Origin of the sequence: Limibacillus halophilus, assembly GCF_014191775.1 — a bacterium.
Lineage (GTDB): Bacteria > Pseudomonadota > Alphaproteobacteria > Kiloniellales > CECT-8803 > Limibacillus > Limibacillus halophilus.
The window spans coordinates 16,952-32,467 of record NZ_JACHXA010000011.1 but is presented as its reverse complement, the minus strand read 5'-3'; the positions used below and the strand labels follow the sequence as shown (position 1 = coordinate 32,467).

The 15,516-nt window shown below is 59.4% G+C and carries 10 protein-coding genes; 3 read left to right on the top strand and 7 right to left on the bottom strand.

Features of this window, described 5'->3' with window-relative positions; all coding sequences use genetic code 11:
* Positions 1–61 precede the first annotated feature (61 nt).
* Complete coding sequence (locus tag FHR98_RS15605) at positions 62–1,957, bottom strand: propionyl-CoA synthetase (protein WP_183417671.1); 1,896 nt, start codon at positions 1,955–1,957, stop codon at positions 62–64.
* A 164-nt stretch (positions 1,958–2,121) separates the two neighbouring features.
* Here FHR98_RS15605 and FHR98_RS15600 point away from each other — a divergent pair, with 164 nt between their 5' ends.
* Complete coding sequence (locus FHR98_RS15600) at positions 2,122–3,747, top strand: acyl-CoA synthetase (RefSeq protein WP_183417670.1); 1,626 nt, start codon at positions 2,122–2,124, stop codon at positions 3,745–3,747.
* 76 nt (positions 3,748–3,823) lie between these two features.
* The gene (locus FHR98_RS15595) at positions 3,824–5,770 is read left to right on the top strand and encodes an acyltransferase family protein (protein ID WP_183417669.1); all 1,947 of its coding nucleotides are present in this window, start codon (positions 3,824–3,826) and stop codon (positions 5,768–5,770) included.
* A gap of 9 nt (positions 5,771–5,779) precedes the next feature.
* Here FHR98_RS15595 and trxB read toward each other — a convergent pair whose 3' ends face one another.
* From trxB to FHR98_RS15575, 4 genes are all read right to left on the bottom strand, one after another.
* Complete coding sequence (trxB, locus tag FHR98_RS15590; protein ID WP_183417668.1) at positions 5,780–6,754, bottom strand: thioredoxin-disulfide reductase; 975 nt, start codon at positions 6,752–6,754, stop codon at positions 5,780–5,782.
* A gap of 110 nt (positions 6,755–6,864) precedes the next feature.
* Entirely contained in the window at positions 6,865–8,814 is a 1,950-nt protein-coding gene (locus FHR98_RS15585) for a hypothetical protein (RefSeq protein ID WP_183417667.1), read from the bottom strand.
* A gap of 73 nt (positions 8,815–8,887) precedes the next feature.
* The gene (locus FHR98_RS15580; protein ID WP_183417666.1) at positions 8,888–9,514 is read right to left on the bottom strand and encodes a 2OG-Fe(II) oxygenase; all 627 of its coding nucleotides are present in this window, start codon (positions 9,512–9,514) and stop codon (positions 8,888–8,890) included.
* 160 nt (positions 9,515–9,674) lie between these two features.
* Positions 9,675–10,676, bottom strand: coding sequence for a mitochondrial fission ELM1 family protein (locus FHR98_RS15575; RefSeq protein WP_183417665.1), 1,002 nt, complete (start codon positions 10,674–10,676; stop codon positions 9,675–9,677).
* A 133-nt stretch (positions 10,677–10,809) separates the two neighbouring features.
* On the opposite strand from FHR98_RS15575, the gene FHR98_RS15570 reads away from it, so the two are divergent.
* On the top strand, positions 10,810–11,295 hold the full coding sequence (locus FHR98_RS15570) for an Lrp/AsnC family transcriptional regulator (protein WP_183417664.1): 486 nt from the start codon (positions 10,810–10,812) through the stop codon (positions 11,293–11,295).
* A gap of 86 nt (positions 11,296–11,381) precedes the next feature.
* On the opposite strand, the gene greA is transcribed toward FHR98_RS15570, so the two are convergent.
* Together greA and carB are read right to left on the bottom strand one after the other, a co-directional pair.
* Complete coding sequence (gene greA / locus FHR98_RS15565; protein WP_221205934.1) at positions 11,382–11,858, bottom strand: transcription elongation factor GreA; 477 nt, start codon at positions 11,856–11,858, stop codon at positions 11,382–11,384.
* 110 nt (positions 11,859–11,968) lie between these two features.
* The gene (gene carB / locus FHR98_RS15560) at positions 11,969–15,229 is read right to left on the bottom strand and encodes a carbamoyl-phosphate synthase large subunit (protein ID WP_183417663.1); all 3,261 of its coding nucleotides are present in this window, start codon (positions 15,227–15,229) and stop codon (positions 11,969–11,971) included.
* Between the last annotated feature and the right edge of the window lie 287 nt (positions 15,230–15,516).

Below are 15,516 nucleotides of genomic sequence, written 5' to 3'. Positions count from 1 at the left end.
GTGCCGGGAGAGGGCTGCAAGAGGGCAGACCGGCAAAGCGGCGACCTTTGATCAAAGTTATCTATCTGCGAGCGTAGCCCAGGCCCGAAAGCGCCGCGGCTATTTCATCGAGAATGGCCGGATCGTCGATGGTTGCCGGTGGCTTGAAGCTCTCGCCATCGGCGATCTGCCGCATGGTGCGCCGCAGGATCTTTCCGCTACGGGTCTTGGGCAGTCGTTTGATCACGGCGACCAGCTTAAAAGCCGCTACCGGGCCAATCTTTTCCCGCACCAGCTTCACCAGCTCCGCCTGAATTTCAGAATCCACGCGCTGGCAGCCGGCATTCAAAACCACGAACCCAAGCGGCACCTGTCCTTTCAAGCTGTCAGCCACGCCGATAACAGCGCACTCCGCGACGTCCGGATGGCTCGCCAGGACTTCCTCCATGCCGCCTGTGGACAGGCGATGTCCGGCGACGTTGATGATGTCGTCAGTCCGGGCCATAACGAAGATATAGCCGTCCTCGTCGATGTACCCCGCATCACCGGTTTTATAGAAACCGGGATATTCAGCGAGGTAGGCTTCGTGGAAGCGATCCTGCGCTTGCCATAACGTCGGCAGGCTGGCAGGCGGAAGCGGCAGCTTGCAGACGATGGCGCCAATGGTGCCGGGCGCCACCTCGTGTCCGTCTCCGTCAAGAACCCGAATATCCCATCCGGGGGCCGCCACAGTGGGCGAGCCGGGTTTGACAGGTAACGGCTCGACGCCCATGGGATTGGCGGCAATCGACCAACCGGTTTCGGTTTGCCACCAGTGATCGATCACCGGCACCTTGAGTTTCTCCTGTGCCCATACAAGCGTGTCCGGATCACAGCGCTCTCCCGCCAGGAACAGGGCGCGGTAATGAGTGAGATCATAGTTGGCCAGCAGTTTGCCTTCAGGGTCCTGTTGCCGAATGGCGCGAAAAGCCGTCGGTGCGGTAAAAAGCGTTGTAACCTTGTGTTCGGCGATGACGCGCCAAAAGGCGCCGGCGTCGGGCGTGCCGACCGGCTTGCCCTCGTACATGACCGTGGTATTGCCGTTCAAGAGCGGGGCGTAGACGATGTAGGAATGTCCGACGACCCATCCGACATCCGACGCCGCCCAATAAACTTCGCCTGGCTCCACGTCATAGATATTTTTCATCGACCAGTGCAGGGCGACAGCATGACCGCCGTTGTCGCGCACGATTCCTTTGGGCTGGCCGGTGGTGCCGGAAGTATAGAGGATGTAGAGCGGGTCGGTGGCTGCAACGCTGACGCAAGGGTGCGGTGAAACGTCCTCCATCGCCGCCTGCCAGTCGAGATCGCGTCCGGCGGTAAGCGGCGCGGGCGATTGGGGGCGTTGCAGGATTACGCAGAATGAAGGCTTATGATCAGCCAGATCGATGGCACCATCCAACAGCGGCTTGTAGGCAATCACCCGGCCCGGCTCGATTCCGCAGGATGCTGTCACGATGGCCTTGGGTTTGGCGTCATTGATGCGTGTGGCCAACTCGTTGGAAGCAAATCCGCCGAACACCACGGAGTGAATGGCACCAAGACGCGCGCAGGCGAGCATGGCAATGGCCGCCTCGGGCACCATCGGCATATAGATGATGACGCGATCGCCTTTGGCCACACCGTTCTTAGCCAGCAAACCGGCAAACCGCGCCACGGCATCGCGCAGTTCGCGGTAAGTGAAGCGCTGCTGGCTTTCGGTCAGGGGCGAGTCGTGAATGAGAGCCAATTGATCGGCTCGACCATTTTCAACGTGACGATCAAGAGCGTTGTAGCAGGTGTTCAGCATGCCACCGGCAAACCAGCGACTATAAGGCGCGTTGCTATCGTCGAGCACCTTGTCCCATTTTCGATCCCAATGCAGAGCTTCCGCGGCCTCGGCCCAAAACCCTTCTTTATCGTCGATGGAACGCTTGTAGAGTGCGTCGTACTTCGCCATCAATCGTTTCCTCCCCGCTTAAGGTTTCTTATCCTTTTGCCTAAGGACTCTAAGACGCTCTGGCCTTCGGCGAAAGGGTTGAGCAATCGCCGACCTGCCGCAGTTTTATATTGCATCTGCAAGGACGGCTTTTAAAAGTTAGGGTTGATTGCAGGAGAATGTCTATGACCGCAGCTTACGAATCCGGCCTTGGCAGCAATGCTGCAAACTATGTCCCGCTTTCGCCAATAAGCTTTTTATTCAGGACTGCCGAGGTTTTTCCGGACCGCTTGGCTGTCGCGCATGGCCGCCGCCGCTACACTTGGACGCAGACAAAGGAGCGCTGCTGTAGGCTTGCATCTGCTTTAACCAAGCGAGGAATTGGTAAGGGCGATACCGTAGCGGCCTTTTTGCCCAATATTCCGGAAATGTTCGAGGCGCACCAGGGCGTCCCCATGACCGGCGCCGTGCTCAACGCTATCAACTATCGTCTCGACGCGGCTTCCGTCGCCTTCATCTTGAAGCATGGCGAAGCCAAGGTCTTGATTACAGACAGTGAATACGCGCCCTTGATGCGTGATGCGCTGGCGCAGGTATCGCAGCCAATTCTGGTGATCGACGTAGAGGACAGCGAAGGGCCTGGCGGTGAGCGGTTGGGCAGTCTGGATTACGAGAGTTTCCTGTCGGAAGGCGAATCGCACTTCGATTGGCAGCCGCCGGTCGACGAGTGGGATGCCATCTCGCTCAATTACACTTCCGGCACGACCGGTGATCCGAAGGGCGTCGTCTATCACCACCGCGGTGCCTATCTCAATGCGGTAGGTAATGCGCTCACTTGGTCCTTGCCCCAGTTCCCCGTCTATCTCTGGACCTTGCCGATGTTTCATTGCAATGGCTGGTGTTTCCCTTGGACCATCACGGCCAAGGCCGGGACCCACGTTTGCTTGCGGCGGGTCGAAGCTGGCTTGATTTATAAGGCCTTGGCGGAGGAAGGCGTAACCCATCTGTGCGGTGCGCCGATCGTCATGCAGATGCTGGTGAACGTTGGACCCGACGAGAGCCGTGAATTCGATCAGAAGGTCAAATTCATGACCGCCGCCGCACCGCCGCCGGCGAGCGTTCTAGCGCGCATGGCCCAGATCGGTGTGGAGGTTACGCATGTCTATGGTCTGACGGAAGTTTACGGCCCGGCGGTCGTATGCGAGTGGGACCCACGCTGGGACGACCTTCCGCTAGACCAGCAGGCCGCGCTGAAATCACGCCAAGGGGTTACCTATCCCGTCCAGGAGGCCTTGATGGTGGCGGATCCGCAAACTCTTGAGCCGGTGCCGCGCGACGGTGAGACCATTGGCGAGGTTTTCTTGCGCGGCAATATCACGATGAAGGGATATCTGAAGAACGCCGAGGCGACGGAAGAAGCGTTCGCTGGCGGGTGGTTCCACAGCGGTGATCTCGGCGTCATGCATCCGGATGGCTATATCGAACTGAAAGATCGTTCGAAGGACATCATCATTTCGGGTGGCGAGAACATCTCCTCGATCGAGGTCGAAAACGTGCTCTATCGGCACGTTGCGGTGGCAGCGGTTGCGGTGGTGGCGAAACCCGATGAGAAATGGGGCGAGACGCCCTGCGCCTTCGTGGAATTGGTCCCGGGCGCCGAGGTCGATGCCGAGGAACTGATCGCGTTTTGCCGCGAACGCATGGCGCGCTTCAAGGCACCGCGCAATGTGGTCTTTGGCCCTTTGCCCAAGACCTCAACGGGTAAAATCCAGAAGTTCGAACTGCGGTTGCGTTTGCGGTCCGAATCATAATCTGGGAAAAGAGAACCGACCTGTGCGGTGATGCAGGGAAGATAAAAGCCCATAAAAAAGGGGCTCTGGGGGGTGAATGCGCTCTGAGCGTGTATTCAGGCCGGATATTGAAGGGCTCCGCGGCCTTTCCGTACTTCTGATCGTGTTTTACCACCTGGAGGTTTCACTGCTTCCAGGCGGCTTCATCGGCGTCGATGTTTTCTTTGTCATCAGCGGATTTCTGATCACCCGGCTGATTATTGACGACATTTCCGCCGGAACATTCACCTTCCGCGCCTTCTACCTTCGCCGCTTAAGGCGGCTTGGACCGGCTCTGCTCTTTACGCTTGCGGTGAGCTTGTTTTTGGCTGCTCTAAGTCTGTCCGGCGGTCGGCTTCTCGATCATATTCTGGCAACGCTTTGGGCCCTTTTGGGCCTGTCGAACATTTTTTTCTGGATCCAAACGGATTACTTGCAAGAGCCGGGCGGGCTCGCCCTTTTGCATACCTGGTCCCTGGGTGTCGAGGAGCAGTTCTATCTAATCTGGCCAGCGGTTCTGGTGTTGCTTTCCGGAAGCGGTGCTTTTGCTGGGCGCCGGTTTCTCCCCGCCATGTCGGCGTTTTTGATTGCCGCAGCGGCGGGGAGCTTGGCCCTAAGCGAATACTGGCTTGACCGAGACGCCTCGGCGGTCTTCTTTCTTACACCCTTTCGCGCTGCCGAGTTCGCTGCGGGCGCTTTGCTGGTTTTCTTCTCGCGCCAACCCATTCGGATTCCGGTGGTGATCAGGAACGCCATGGTGGTTTGCGGGTTGGGGAGCATTCTGTTTGCGGCACTGCGCTACAGCGTGGAAATGCGCTTCCCGGGGCTATCATCCCTGGTGCCGGCGATGGGGGCGGTTCTAATCATTGCCGCTGGCGATCCAAGTGTGCTCAGGATGCCACTCGGCAATCGGCCATTGCGTTGGATCGGTCGAATTTCCTACTCGCTCTATCTCATCCATTTTCCGGTCATCGTGTTCTTCGGCCTATGGTCCTTGCTGCCAAATCCTTTCCTGGACGGCCTTGCGATGTTCTTGCTGTCGGTGCTGTCGGCGTGGGGCATCCACCATTGGATCGAGCAGCCCTTCAGAGCCCGGAGTATCGTGGCAACAAACACCGGCTCTAAGCGATTCCTGGCTGGACTCGGCGGCTTTGCGGGCGTGATTGCCGTGGCGTGTGCAATCCTATGGCAAAGCGGTGGGCTCTATGACCGCCTTGCTGAGCAATCCCGGGCCTTGGAGGCGCACCGCGTGGACATTTCCCGTCTTCGCCGCAGGAGCATCAGATTTCCCGAATGCCACATGGATTTCAGGGTCGACGACTGGAAGAGGTACTACAGCGTGGCATTCGAATCCTGCAATCCTGTGTCGCCGGGCCGAAGCTACACGATGGTTGTCGGCGACAGTACGGCTGCGGATTTCTGGCGGGCGCTGCGGGAGGCTTATCAGGTCGAGGTTCTGCAGTTTACCGGAAACGGTTGTGTCCGTAATGAGAAAGCGCATTGCGCCTTCCTGTACCGCGCGGCGGAGACGTTCATCCTTGCCCACAAGGACCAGATCGATACGGTTTTCGTCACGGGTGCATACCGGGATGCTACCCATCATTTCCACCTCGATTGGGCGCTTCTTTTGCAGAAAAAGGGCGTCCCGGTGGTGCTGGTCGGCGCCCCTCCCTATCTGCCCTTTCGGGTGATGCCGACAGCTATTCAGCTCGGCTCGGTTGAAGCTCTGGTCAGAAAAACGGGTGGCAAGGTGTCCGACATGTCCGCAGCGGAAAACGGACGCCTGGCCGCCAAGGCCAGGAAATCGGGGCTTCCCTACCTATCGCGCAGCACCCTGTTCTGTCCGTTGGAAACCTGCGAACTCGCCAATGCACAGGCCGAAGCCTACTTTCTGGATCACCGTCACATGACCCCGGCCGGGATTTCCCAACTCGGCAAAATACTACGACGGCGTTTCACCTCGTTGGACGACGTGATCGCATACGCCTTTGCAACGCTGAAGTAGCGCCTGTTGCTATTCGGCTGCTGCGGCCACCTCGTTCTCGGCCAGGAAACGCTCGGCCTCGAGCGCCGCCATGCAGCCCATACCGGCCGCCGTCACGGCCTGACGGTAAATCTTGTCCTTGACGTCGCCGGCGGCATAGACGCCCGGCAAGCTGGTCGCCGTTGAATCCGGGGCGGTCACGATGTAACCCTCGTGGTCGAGATCGAGCTTGCCCTTGAACAGAACCGTCGCCGGATCGTGCCCGATGGCGATGAACAGGCCGTCGGCGGGAATCTGGCGGGTACTGCCATCGACGGTGCTCTTCAACGAGACGCCGGTAACGCCCAAGGGATCTTCGTCGCCGATCACGTCTTCGACGACATGGTTCCAAATAACCTCGATCTTGGGATGCTTGAAAAGCCGGTCTTGCGTCACCTTTTCGGCGCGCAGTTCATCGCGCCGGTGGATCAGCGTCACCTTGGTTGCAAAGTTGGTCAGAAAGAGCGCTTCCTCGACGGCAGTGTTGCCGCCGCCAACCACTGCCACTTCCTTGCCGCGATAAAAGAAGCCATCGCAAGTCGCACAGGCCGACACGCCGAAGCCACGGAACTTTTCTTCGCTCTCCAGGCCGAGCCAGCGCGCTGTGGCGCCGGTGGCGATGATTAGAACGTCGCAGCTATAGTTTCTGCCGGAATCGCCTTTCAGAAGATAAGGGCGCTTGCTGAAATCGACCTCCAGGATGGTATCGGTCACGAAATCGGTGCCGACATGAACAGCCTGCGCTTGCATCTGCTCCATCAACCAGGGACCTTGAATTGTCTCGGCGAATCCCGGGTAGTTCTCGACATCTGTCGTGATGGAGAGCTGGCCGCCGGGCTGCAGTCCCGAGATCAGACGCGGCTGAAGGTTTGCGCGCGCGGCATAGATTGCCGCGGTGTATCCGGCCGGGCCGGAGCCCAGGATCAAGACCTTGCTGTGGTCGCTGCTGCTCGTCGAATCGCTCATGCTGTCCTCTATGAAACTTAGCGGTCAAAGATAGGAAGCCGATGCGCCTGCTGCAACCCCGGGGAACGCGCTTTGCCGGCCTAGTGCGCGCTGGCGTCGTTGCCGCCGCCCTAGAAGCCAAACATGTGGTCCAGGCTGAAGGCGTCGCTGCCTCGCTCGACGCCGTGATACCCAAAAAGGCGGCAGCTGGAGTCGCGGATGATCACATAGGCGTTTGGCCCCGCAGATTCCAAGGTCTCGGAACCGTACAACGTGGCGGGGTCCCAAAGTCGAGAGCCGCTACAGGCAATCTCTAGGTTCTCGCTTGCAACCGGTCTGCCGGTGCCATCGTGCAGCGTCAATGTGGTTTGGCTGTGTGGGTGCCAGGGGGTCGAAGCGGGGTAGATCAAATGGCAAAAAGTCCGCCAGGGCAGGGGAGCCACGGGCAGATACAGCCGCGTCGACAGGCCCGGCGGATGTCCCGCATAGGATTGCGGCTCGCCTTTGAACGTTATCACGCTGTTGAAGATATGCGCCCCAAAGGAGGTGTCCGCCGCATGGCCCGATTGGCGGTCGTGATAGCGGAACAGGGCATGCAGCCACCCGTCTGCTTCGCCACCGTCGCTAAAGTCGTAGAAGAGTTCCATATGGCCCCAGCCGCCGGACTCCGGATGCTCTTCCCCGGCTAATCCATCTGGCAGGAGTGCATCCATGTCGAGCTCCAACGCATGGTCACGCGGTAGTAGGCCCAGAGGCTGACGGAGCAGTTCCTTTCCCTGCGGGTCGTAGAGGGCAACGGCCAACGGCAGGCTTGTTTGCGCACTGGACATAGGTGTCGCAAGCGCCAAGCTGCGATAACGTTTGATCGGGAGGATCGGCGCCGGGAGCAAATACCCCTTGCCAAGCGCAGGCATGGCCTTGCGAATGGCCGGGTCGAGGGTCAAATCCGACCTTTCGACGTTCGGATGCGCGATCCGGCGCCGGAAGGGCGCTTTGGGCCCGTCTGCCTCGACCCGCCACAAAACCTCGTAGCGGGGGCGAACCATGTGCTTGCCCGCGTGAATCTCTATCTGTGCCGGCCATCGGACCTCAGGCAGTAGCCGTTTGGTATCGAGCGGCAGCGTGGCGAAGGCGGGAACCTGTTCATCCAGCGTAACGATACGCTCATCACCCATACGGCTGAGTCCGATGGCCCCGGCGGGGATGGGGCAGGGATGGCTGTTCTGAACCCAGAGCAGCACCTCCTCGCCCGCCGCCGGTGCGGGCAGGCCAGCGTATCGATCGGCCGGCCAAGCATTGGCATCGTGGGTTGCCGACAGGACGTTATCCAAATCGCCATAGGTTTCCAGCGCATACTTGACCACATCGTGTCCGGCCGAGCCGATCACGTGCAAAAACAACTGCCCGGTGAAGCCTGCCAGCCCGAAGCGTTCACGCACCGTCTCGCTTTCGATTGCGATGGCTGCATAGGAGTCGGCCGGCTCCTCGTTCCACTGAGCCAGGACGCGCCCCTGCTGGTCGAAAAGGCAGCACCATATCTGCGGCGCCTCGGCGCCGTAACCGGACCAATAATTCGTCGTCGTCAGGCGTGTGTGTAGCCCGCCATCATCCCGGAAAAAGGCGAAGTTGGTGGCAAAATTAAGTGGAGCCAGATAGCTGTTCCGGTCCGTCAGGAAGCCGTCCGGCAACCGTAAACCGTCATCCAGACTAACCAGTTCGGCGGTCTCGGGAAGCAGATGGCGGATGTGTTCCTTGAGCCTGTCCGCATCGTAGGCGATCAGCAAAACACAGTCGGCGTCGCATCGCGGCAACTCCGTCACCGGTCGCGTGGTTTGACCGCACAAGGTCTTGCCGACGTCGCCAAGGTCTTGCACGTAAAGCCCCGAGATCTTCAAGCCGGAAAGGTCATGGATCTGATGGAACGTGGATAGCAGATCAAGAGGGTCGTAGAGCGCGACTTTGCGATTGCTCAAGCGCTCCAGGAAAGCTTCGGCATCACGTGCTACGAGAGGATGGCTGATCGCCTTATAGAAAGTGTTACCCCCCTTTCGGCTACTGAAAGTCTCCAAATTCAGCGCCATATCATTCCCCTGCTCACGTTCCGAAACTCTATCCCGGGCCGGTATGGCATCAGGTGTACCCGCAGTTGGTGCTTCATGTTGGCCGAACCTTGGAGAACAAAGTCTTTATCCTCGCAGAAAACCCATGGCGCCACTGCTCGCGTCTGACGACCGCTGCGTCGGTCACCCAGTTGATTTGCAGGACCTGTCGAACGCCCTCGTATGGCTTATGCCCGTGCCATGACCTGGCCGTGCAGCGAAAGACCAATAGGGTGCCGGCTTGCGGCTCTACTTCGACGGCATAGTCTTCGATGTCCGCCGGTCCCTTCAAAAGGCGCAAGCGGCCATTGTCATCGGACCAGTCGTCGTTCAGGTAGAGAAGGGCGGTTAGCAGCTTATCGTCGGAGTCCCGATGGATGCGGCCGTCTTTGGCTCGGCTCCGGGCGCGCAGTGTCATCAAGGTCGGATGCTTGGACAAATCGAGCCCGAACTTACGGCCGAGGGCGATGGCAACCTGAGACCCTTGCAGCTGCTCTGCCAGGCGCGTAAGCGCCGGTCCGCACGGCAGGCTGGAGAGCGGAAAGCTGCCGCCCTTGGCAACCGCGGGAAAATCCTGAAGCACCGCCTGGACGTCAGCGGGCGCCAGGAAGCCAGACACGATGCAGTGGTCGAACGGCTGGGCGACCAACGGCGCACCTTCCAGAGCGTCGAGGTTCAGCATTGGAGTTTCTTGTTGTCGCGAGAGAGGCATTTCGCCGCCTTCTTTGTCATTACGCCCATTCCCCCTGCCTCATAGTTCCAAATCGGGCGCCGCCTGCTTCTGGAGGATCATTATCCACTTGCCCATGATCCCGCAACCGCCACCCTTCGCTGGGCAACCATCAGGAGTCGGCGCGACGGCCTAAATGATCCGCGATCCGGGTTGCCAGAATCGCGGCAACACGCTGCGCTTCTTGCAAGGGTTCATAGTGCCAGTTCTCTAGCCGTCCAGAAAAGACGCGCGTAATTCCCCTGTCCCGGAGGTTTTTGTGAAACCGCGTAAACTTGCGCGATCCGCCAGGTAAATTGAGCACCATCAGGGGCTTTCCGGTGGCCGCCGCCTCGCAGAGCATGTTCACGCTGTCAGCTGTGACCAACAGGTAATCCGCCAGCGCCAGGTAGCTCAGGTAGGGATTCTCGCCGTCACCGGCATCGCCCCATACCGGACAACCCAGTTGTTCGCCCGCATGGCGAAGCCGCGCCTTGATGACATCCGGCGTACGATTGGACGCGGAAATCATGAGGCTGCCGTGCAGGGCCTTGCTTGCGTCGATTGCGGCGGTGAGGTGTTCCTCGATAACGGCAGTGGGCATAGTGTAGACGCCGTTGGGACCGCCGATCAGGACGGCAACGCGGGGGTGTGGGAGGTTTTGCAGGTAGGGTGCTGCCTGCGCTGCGGCCTGTGTCAACGCTGTCGGCGTCACGCGACCGAGGGCCCCCGTGGTTGTGATAACTCCGTCTCTTGCTCCCTGGCCGTCGTGATCCGGCAGGATTACAGCATCGAAACGATCCGTTGGCAGTGTTGGGTTTTGAATCTGCACGGTGTAGCAGCCGCCGCCCGACGTTTTGCGAATGGCCGCTGCCAGGGCAGCGGTTTTGCGGCCGGTGGCGATCAGTACCTCAGGCCAGGGCGGTTCAAGATTATCGCCCGTTGGGCTGAGGCTTGCGAAAGGCAGTGGCTGTAGGATCGGCGGCAACCAGCGCCAGGGCGCGCGGAGGTCGATGCGTTTGATCGTCGGTGCCATACCGAGCCGCTCAGCCAAGCCAAGGCATTGAGTTTCCATTCCGGGACGACCGTCGCTCAGCACCCAGCAGCGCGTGCGCTCAGTGAATTCCTTGTTCATGCCCGAAAGAAACCCCGGTAATTATTGCGGCGCAATGCCAAAAATCTCCTGGCCGGTCAAAGTTGGCCCTTGAAGTTCACAACGATCGTGAAATATTATTGCGCAGGAAAGAATTTACTTGGAGTCTTAATACATGCGGCGAGTGAAGCTCGACGGCATTGATCTGCGCATCCTGAAGGACCTTCAAGCTGATGGACGCATGACCAATGTGGACCTTGCAAAGCGCGCGGGTATCTCCGCGCCGCCTTGCTTGCGTCGGGTGCGTGCGCTTGAGGAAGGCGGGTTTATCAAGGGCTATCACGCGGATCTGGATTCGGAGGCTCTTGGCTACGAGGTGGTGTTTTTTGCCCTTGTCGGCCTCAATGGACAGAGCGAGGCGGTGCTGTCCGCCTTCCAGGCACAAATCGCCAATTGGCCCGAGGTGCGTGAGTGTCATATGGCGCGCGGAGCGGATGATTTCGTTTTGAAGCTCGTGGCTCGTAATACGGCGCACGAGAACGAGCTAACTGAAAAACTGACTTCCGCGCCGAATGTGGCCACGGTGCGGACCATCCAAGTCATCAAGACTTCCAAGGACAAGCCGGGTGTGCCAGTGCCCTCAACGCCGGACGAGGATTGATCGAAAGAATTTAAGCATCTGCACGCCGAAAACAAAAAGGGCCGCTTATGCGGCCCTTTTCCATTGTTGCGGGCTAAAGGGCTTGTTCAGACCCAGGTGACGCCCAGAATTTCATACTGTTTGGCGCCGCGCGGGGTATCGACCTCGACCGAATCCCCGACGGACTTGCCGATGATCGCGCGCGCGATCGGCGATGTGATGCCGATGCGCCCTTGCTTTACGTCGGCTTCGTCCTCGCCCACGAGCTGATAGGTCATCTCCTCGTCTGTGTCTTCGTCGACCAGAGTGACGGTCGCGCCGAATTTAACGGTGTCCCCGGACAGCTTCGAGACGTCGATAACCTCGGCGCGCGAAACCTTGTCTTCCAACTCGGCAACGCGGCCCTCGATAAAGCTTTGGCGTTCCCGCGCTGCATGATACTCGGCGTTCTCGGAAAGATCGCCATGCTCGCGCGCGGCGGCGATTGCCTTGATTACAGCGGGACGCTCGACCGAACGCAGGTGCCTCAGCTCTTCCTGGAGCTGTTCATAGCCACTGGCGGTCATGGGCAGTTTGGCGGTCATTAATTGCTATCCCCAGAGTCTGCCTTCGCGGGTCATCGGGACCCCCCCGATTACCCGAACGAGAGTAAAAGAAAAACACCCCGCCGAACGACAGCTCAGCGGAGCGAAACTTAGAACGAACCGCTAAAATAAGCCTGCAGCGGCGCAACTTCAAGCTGTCCGGTTTTCAAAGCGCGGATTGCCTTGGTCGCAGCGAGGCTTCCGGCGACGGTCGTGTAGTACGGTATACCGGCGTTTAAGGCCGTTTGGCGGATTTCAAAGGAATCCTGGATGGCCTTGGCGCCTTCGGTTGTATTAAAGACCAGCGCGATGCTGCCGTTCTTCATGGAATCAACCACATGGGGCCGGCCTTCGCGAACTTTGTTGATGAGGGAAACCTCAAGCCCCTGGGCCCGCATATAATCGGCGGTTCCCACCGTGCAGACTACCTCGAAGCCCATATCAACCAACTCTCGCGCAACGACCGCCATTTTTGCCTTGTCCGCATCCTTGACCGACAGGAAGACCGATCCTTCGGTCGGCAGCTTTACGCCCGCACCCAATTGCGACTTGGCGAAAGCATGGGCGAAGTCCTTGTCGATGCCCATGACTTCACCGGTCGACTTCATCTCAGGACCCAGGATCACATCGACACCCGGGAAGCGGGCGAAGGGGAATACGGCTTCCTTCACGGCGACATGCTGCGAGCGGGCGCGGTCAAGCTGGAAGGACGATAGCTTTGCCCCTGCCATGATGCGGGCGGCAATCTTCGCGACAGGAAGACCGGTGGCCTTGGCGACGAAGGGGACCGTGCGGCTGGCGCGCGGATTAACCTCCAGGATGTAGATATCCTCACCGACAATAGCGAACTGCACATTCATCAACCCGACGACACCCAGCGCCAGAGCCAGTTGCTTCGATTGGCGCTCGATCTCTTCGATGATTGCGGCAGACAGGCTGTGCGGAGGCAGGCTGCAGGCGGAATCGCCAGAGTGAATTCCGGCTTCTTCAATATGCTCCATAATTCCGGCGACATGAACCTGAGCGCCATCGCAAAGGACGTCTACGTCGACTTCGGTAGCGTCACGCAGGTAGTTGTCGACAAGCACCGGGTTGCGTCCGGATACCTTCACGGCGGTGTCGATGTAGCGTTCCAGTTCGGCTTCGCTGTACACGATCTCCATAGCGCGACCCCCCAGGACGTAGGAGGGACGCAGCAAAACCGGATAGCCGATACTTTCGGCGGCGCGCTTTGCCTCGTCTTTCGAGCGGGCAATGCCGTTGGCGGGTTGCTTGAGGTTGAGCTTGTTCAGCAGAGCCTGAAAGCGCTCCCGGTCTTCAGCCAGATCAATGGCGTCCGGAGGCGTCCCTAGGATCGGCACATCGGCACGCTGCAGCGCTTCTGCAAGCTTCAGTGGCGTTTGGCCGCCGAACTGAACGATAACGCCCAGCAACTGACCCTTGCTCTGCTCTTTGCGGGCGATCTCGATCACGTCTTCAGCGGTCAGCGGCTCGAAGTACAGCCGGTCGGAAGTATCGTAGTCGGTCGACACGGTTTCGGGATTGCAGTTGACCATGATGGTCTCAATCCCGGCCTCCTTAAGTGCGTAGGCGGCGTGAACACAGCAGTAGTCGAATTCGATGCCCTGCCCGATCCGATTGGGCCCGCCACCCAGGATCATAACCTTCTGCCGATCGCTGGGGTCGGCTTCGCACTCGCTTTGGCCGCTGGCGTCGCCTTCGTAGCAGGCATACATGTAGGGCGTGGGGGAGGGGAATTCGCCCGCGCAGGTATCAATCCGCTTGTAGACAGGTAGAGCGCCCGCCGCGCGGCGAATCTTCGATACCGCGTCTTCATCGTGGCCGGTCAACTCGCCAAGGCGCGCGTCGGAGAAGCCCATCTTCTTGACCTTGAGCCAAGCCAACCGACTTTCCGGAAGGCCTTGTTTGCGAAGCCGTTCCTCGGCGCTGACGAGCCCGGCAATCTGCTCCAGGAACCAGGGGTCGTACTTCGTGGCGTTCTGGATTTCCGCCACCGTCATGCCGTGACGCAACGCCTGGGCTATGGTCAAAATCCGATCTGGCTTGGGTTTTGCCAACTCGGTCCGGATCGCATCCTTGTCGACGACGCCTTTGGCGTCCAGCGCGCCCGGAATCTCGACTTCGTTCAATCCGTTGAGGCCGGTTTCCATCGACCGCAAAGCCTTTTGCAGGGATTCCTGGAAACTACGGCCGATCGACATCGCCTCGCCAACCGACTTCATGGCCGTGGTCAGATAGGGCTGGGCGCCCTTAAATTTCTCGAAAGTAAAGCGCGGCATTTTGGTGACGACATAGTCGATGGTCGGCTCGAACGACGCGGGCGTCACCTTGGTGATGTCGTTATCAAGTTCGTCGAGGCGGTAGCCGACAGCCAGCTTGGCGGCAACCTTGGCAATGGGAAAACCGGTTGCCTTGGAGGCCAAGGCAGAGGAGCGCGACACCCGCGGGTTCATCTCGATCACCACCAGTTCGCCGCTGTCGGGGTTGACCGCGAACTGCACGTTCGACCCGCCGGTATCGACGCCGATCTCGCGCAAACAGGCGATCGAGGCGTCGCGCATAATTTGATATTCCTTGTCGGTCAGGGTCAGGGCCGGTGCGACCGTGACGCTGTCTCCGGTGTGGATGCCCATCGGGTCTACGTTCTCGATGGAGCAGATGATGATGCAGTTGTCGGCGCCGTCGCGCACGACTTCCATTTCATATTCCTTCCAGCCCAGAACGGACTGTTCGATCAACACCTGATGAACCGGCGAGGCGCGGAGGCCGCCGGTCACGATCTCCTGGAACTCCTCGGCGTTGTAGGCGATGCCGCCGCCGGTGCCGCCCAATGTAAAGGATGGCCGGATAATGGCGGGCAAACCGACGATTTCCAGCGCCGCAATCGCTTCGTTGTAGGTTTTGACCAATCGCGAGGTCGGCGACTTCAGGCCGATCTTGTCCATGGCCTCGCGGAACAATTGGCGGTCCTCGGCTTTCTCGATGACGTCGGCCCTGGCGCCGATGAGCTCCACACCCAAGCGCTCAAGCACGCCCTCGTTGGCGAGCGTCAAACCGGTGTTGAGCGCGGTCTGTCCGCCCATGGTCGGCAAAAGCGCATCCGGGCGCTCTTTTTCCAAAATCTTGGTAACGACCTCAGGTGTGATTGGTTCGATGTAAGTCGCATCGGCCAGCCCGGGATCGGTCATGATTGTCGCCGGATTGGAGTTCACGAGAATGACCCGGTAGCCCTCTTCGCGCAGCGCTTTGCAGGCCTGGACGCCTGAGTAATCGAACTCACAAGCCTGCCCGATAACGATGGGGCCGGCGCCGATGATCATGATCGATTTGATGTCTGTCCGTTTGGGCATGCACGCGCTCTAAATAGGCGCATTCTGGCCATTCGCGGCCGAACGCGCAGGGAAAAACCAAAGGGCCTATTGCTAAAGTCGGACTTCTGCCATGCCATCGCCGCCATGAAAAGGATATTCTGGCCTGCCAGGGGCGATTCTGTCCTTTGCCGTCCCGATTGCCTCACGAAACTGTCAAGCAAGGTGTTTCGGATTCTATTCTCGATTAAGCAATGATGGACGGTGAGGGACGTGCAAAGGCGACTTAAAAAAGGCCGCGGTCAAGGTCGTGCCGACACGGCCCGGAA